The organism is Mesorhizobium sp. M7A.F.Ca.CA.003.01.2.1 (assembly GCF_003998945.1).
GTDB classification, from domain to species: domain Bacteria; phylum Pseudomonadota; class Alphaproteobacteria; order Rhizobiales; family Rhizobiaceae; genus Mesorhizobium; species Mesorhizobium ciceri.
On record NZ_RZRA01000451.1, the window covers coordinates 1 to 4,452 of the forward strand.

Here is a 4,452-nt window from a genome sequence, read left to right on the forward strand (position 1 = left end):
GCCTTCCAGCGCTCCGCTTCGTAGTTCAGCGAGAAGGCGTGCTGGGCGAGGAACACCGGGTCGTTGTCGAGGTCGCGGGCGATGTCGCCGCGATGCGCCTCGATGAAACGCAGGACCTCGGCCTTGTCGTCGGCCGAGATCCAGCGGCACACGGAAAAGCGCGACATCTCGAATTCGACCGGCAGGGTGTATTCGAAGTTCAGCCGTTCCTTCAGGACGTCGAGTTGCAGCGCGCCGACGACACCGACGATGGCCGGTGAGCCGTCCTCGGGCGAAAACAGCTGCACGACGCCCTCCTCTGCCATCTGGTGCAGCGCTTCCTTCAGCTTTTTGGCCTTCATCGCGTCGCCGAGGCGGACACGGCGCAGGATTTCCGGGGCGAAATTCGGAACGCCGCGGAACAGGATTTCCTCGCCCTCGGTCAGCGTATCGCCAATACGCAGCGTGCCGTGGTTGGGAATGCCGACGACGTCGCCGGCAAAGGCCTCGTCGGCGGTGACGCGTGTGCGGGCAAAGAAGAACTGCGGCGCCGACAGCGACATCGGTTTTCCCGTGCGTACCAGCTTGGCCTTCATGCCGCGCTCGAGCTTGCCCGAACAGACGCGGACGAAGGCTATGCGGTCGCGGTGGTTGGGATCCATGTTGGCCTGGATCTTGAAGACGAAGGACGTCATCTTCTCTTCGGTCGCCTCGACCTTGCGGGTGTCGGCCTCTTGAGCACGCGGCGGCGGTCCAAAAGCGCCGAGCGCCTCGATCAGGTCGCGCACGCCATAATTGCGCAGCGCCGAGCCGAAATAGACCGGCGTCAGGTGACCCTCGCGGAAGGCTTCTATATCAAGGGGTCTGCATGCTTCCCGCGCCAGCTCCAGCTCCTCGATGAAGGCCTCGCGCTCGTTCTCCGGCAAAAGGCCGGCGACGCGGTTGGAATCGGGACCGTTGACCGGCGTGCGCTCCTTCTCGTCGTCGCCCCTGCGCACGGCGTTCAGCGCCAGATGGTAGGTGCCGGAAAAATTCTTGCCCCGGCCGATCGGCCAGGTGATCGGCGCCGTATCCAGCGCCAGCTTCTGCTCGATCTCATCCAGAATCTCGAACGGATCGCGGCTTTCGCGATCCATCTTGTTGACGAAGGTGATGATCGGGATGTCGCGTAGCCGGCAGACTTCGAAAAGCTTCAGCGTGCGCGGCTCGATGCCCTTGGCGGCATCGATGACCATGACGGCCGAGTCGACCGCCGATAGCGTGCGATAGGTGTCGTCTGCGAAATCCTCGTGGCCGGGCGTGTCGAGCAGGTTGAAGACATTGTCTTCATACTCGAAGGTCATCACCGAAGTGACGACCGAAATGCCGCGCTCACGCTCGATCTTCATCCAGTCCGACCGCGTCTGGATCTTGTCCTTCTTGGCCTTGACCTCGCCGGCAAGCTGGATGGCGCCGCCGAACAGCAGCAGCTTTTCGGTGAGCGTGGTCTTGCCGGCGTCCGGGTGCGCGATGATCGCGAAGGTGCGGCGGCGCGCCACTTCTTCTTCTATTGCTTCGGGCATTCTCTGGGATTTCCGTGTGACAGGCCGGGCTTCTAGCAGCGCAGTGCGGGCCTGTCGACCGGTCCGGCGGCAGGGAAGCCGCCGGAAGCCATGGCTTGCTTCAGGCCAATTCGGCCGTGCGGCTCGCCTGAAAGACCTCGGGGAGCCAGCCGGCAATGGTGCCGCCTATCGCGTCGGCATGGTCTTCCTGCAGATAGTGCGCACCGGGTCCGAGATTGATGAACCGGCAGTTCTTCAGCCCGGCGGCGAATTCGCGTGCGGCCTGCGGCGCAATCAGCGCGCCGGGATCGCCCGCAAACAGCAGTTTCGGATAGGTGGAGAGCCGAAGTGCGCGATGATCATGTTCGCTGATGGCGGCAACGTCGGCGGGCTGGCCCTCGATCGGCAATTCCCGAGGCAGGCGCAACACCGGCTTTCGCGATTGCGGTGTCGGGAACGGCGCCCGGTAGACGGTCATCTCCTCATCGCTCAGTGTACGCAGCACCGAGGCCGGCAACACTTTTTCGACGAAGACATTGTCTTCCAGGACCAGCTTCTCGCCGACACCCGGCGTGCGCAGCGCCTTGAACATTTCGCGGGCTTGCGGGCGCTGATGAAAATCCTCCCAGCGCTCGAAGGGTCGGATGAATTCCATGAAGGCAAGGCCGAGCACGCGTTGCGGTCGCCGCGCCGCGAGATGGAAAGCCAGGGCCGTGCCCCAGTCCTGCGCGACCAACACCACTTCCTGGATGTCGAGCACGTCCAGGAAGGCGTCGAGATAGCGGACGTGATCGAAGAAGCGATAATCGATATCGGGCTTGCCGGATTGGCCGTAGCCGATCAGGTCGGGCGCGATGCAGCGACCGAGCGGCGCGACATACGGGATGATGTTGCGCCAGATGTGGGATGAGGTCGGATTGCCATGCAGGAACAGAACGGTGGGGCCGGACGCTCCCGTCTCGACATAGGACATGGTCGAATCGAGCACGGCGATCTGCGAGCGTCTCGGTGCAGCGACGCCAGCTTGAGAAATGTTGGCTTTCGAACTCATGGGGTCGGCTCCTTTGCAAAAACTGTGCTGAAGATGATTTTCTTGAACCGCTCGAGCGGCGCGGGGCTACGTTCAACCTTCATGCGCAGCATGGCGCCCTGCCAAGACGACAGCAGGAAGTCGGCAAGGTCCTCGGCCTCGAAGGTCTTGGAGATGTCGCCGGCTGCCTGGCCTTCGGCGATGCAGGCGGCGAAGGGCTGGCGCCAGCGTTCGAAGATGTCGACGAGTTGCAGGCGCAGCGGCTCGCTGTGGACCGCGGTCTCGAGGCTGAGATTGCCTATCATGCAGCCGCGTGCCCAATCATGCGCCTCAAGCTTCGAGGTGATGACATCGACGTAGCGCCTCAGCCGGCCGATGGGCGGCGTGCCGTCCTGCGCCAAGGCTTTCTCGACCAACTTGCCGACATAGGCGAAATAGCGGTCCAGCACCTCCCCGGCAAACTCCTCCTTGGAGGCAAAATGGTTGGTGAACGAGCCGGGCCGGGCGTCGGCGGCGGCAACGATGTCGCGCACACCGGCGGCGGCATAGCCGGAATTCCAGATGGTCCGGAACCCGGCGTCAAGGAGGTTTTCGCGGAGTGATTGTCTGGCCATACCGATATAATACGTACGTACGTATTGATGTCAAGCCGAATAATTTGCGTTGCCGATGTTGGCAAGCGGGGGTGGCACTGGAAGAGTGTCCCTCAGGGGGTGGCGAGTTTGAGGAGCGAACATGGCTGCGGTGAAACAAGTGATCGTCATCGGCGCCGGCATCATCGGTGCTTCCATGGCCTGGCACCTGACCAGGGCAGGCGCACAGGTGACGGTCATCGCCGCCGACAGCGCCGCCGGTGGGGTCGCCACGCCGAACTCCTTTGCCTGGATCAATGCCACCTGGGGCAATCCGGAGCCCTATTTCCGGCTGCGCACCCGCGCCATGGCCGAATGGTCGCGGCTGGCGCGGGACGTGCCCGGCCTGCCGCTCAACTGGTGCGGCGGCCTGTGCTGGGATCTATCGGCGGCCGACATGGAAGCCTATACCGCGCAGCATTCGGCCTGGGGCTACGGCATCGAGCGCGTCGACCGCGCCGGCGCGGCCCGTATAGAGCCTAATCTCACCCAACTCCCGGACGTCGCTTTGCATGTCGCCGAAGAGGGCGTTGCCGAGCCGGTCGCGGCAACGAAGGCGCTGCTGGCCGATGCCGAACGACGCGGCGCGCGGATCATCTCCAGCACGGTGACGGCGCTTGTCCAGACAGGCGGCAGGATTTCGGGCGTCGACACATCGCATGGGCTGCTTGCCACCGACGAGGTGTTGATCGCGGCCGGCGTCGGCTCGGCGGGCATTGCCGCCACCGCCGGCATAAATCTGCCGCTCGAGACGCCACCTGGCCTGATCGTCCACTCGCGGCCCTACGAGAAACTGCTGAACGGACTGGTGCTGGCCGAGCGGCTGCATATGCGCCAGACCGCCGAGGGCCGTATCATCGCCGGTTCCGATTTCGGCGGCGCCGACCCCGGCATGGATGCGCAAGCCACCGCCAGCGAACTGGTCGCGGTCCTGAAAGCCAGCCTGCGCGGCGGAGACGGGCTGGCGCTCGATTTCCACACGGTCGGTTACCGGCCGACGCCGATCGACGGTTTTCCGATCATCGGCCGCGCCGAGGGCATGGACGGCGTCTATGTCAGCGTCATGCATTCCGGCATCACGCTGGCGCCGGCCGTCGGCCTGTTTGCCGCTCGCGAAATCCTTGATGGCGAGCGCGATCCGCTGCTCGCGCCTTACGGGTTGGGACGGTTTGCTCAATAACCCGGACGGACGGCAGCGTCGGCCGATGTCTGTATAGGTTAACGCCCTACGGCGCCCCCCTCTGTCCTGCCGGACATCTCCCCCTCGAGT

The 4,452-nt window shown here is 64.2% G+C and carries 4 protein-coding genes; 1 reads left to right on the top strand and 3 read right to left on the bottom strand.

The window, feature by feature from the left end; all coding sequences use genetic code 11:
• The 3 genes from EN969_RS18440 to EN969_RS18450 form a co-directional block, all read right to left on the bottom strand.
• Nucleotides 1–1,541 (bottom strand): peptide chain release factor 3 (locus EN969_RS18440; RefSeq protein ID WP_127419294.1); only part of this gene is annotated, 1,541 nt, incomplete at its 3' end.
• A gap of 100 nt (nucleotides 1,542–1,641) precedes the next feature.
• Entirely contained in the window at nucleotides 1,642–2,571 is a 930-nt protein-coding gene (locus EN969_RS18445; protein ID WP_063169913.1) for a haloalkane dehalogenase, read from the bottom strand.
• A complete protein-coding gene (locus tag EN969_RS18450) occupies nucleotides 2,568–3,164 on the bottom strand; it encodes a TetR/AcrR family transcriptional regulator (protein ID WP_063169912.1) in 597 nt (198 codons plus the stop codon). The genes EN969_RS18445 and EN969_RS18450 overlap by 4 nt, the downstream gene beginning before the upstream one ends.
• Nucleotides 3,165–3,285: 121 nt before the next feature.
• Between EN969_RS18450 and EN969_RS18455 the strand changes: the two genes are divergently transcribed.
• Nucleotides 3,286–4,362: an FAD-binding oxidoreductase gene (locus EN969_RS18455; protein ID WP_063169911.1), complete on the top strand. Its 1,077-nt coding sequence runs from the start codon at nucleotides 3,286–3,288 to the stop codon at nucleotides 4,360–4,362.
• The last annotated feature ends 90 nt before the right edge of the window (nucleotides 4,363–4,452 follow it).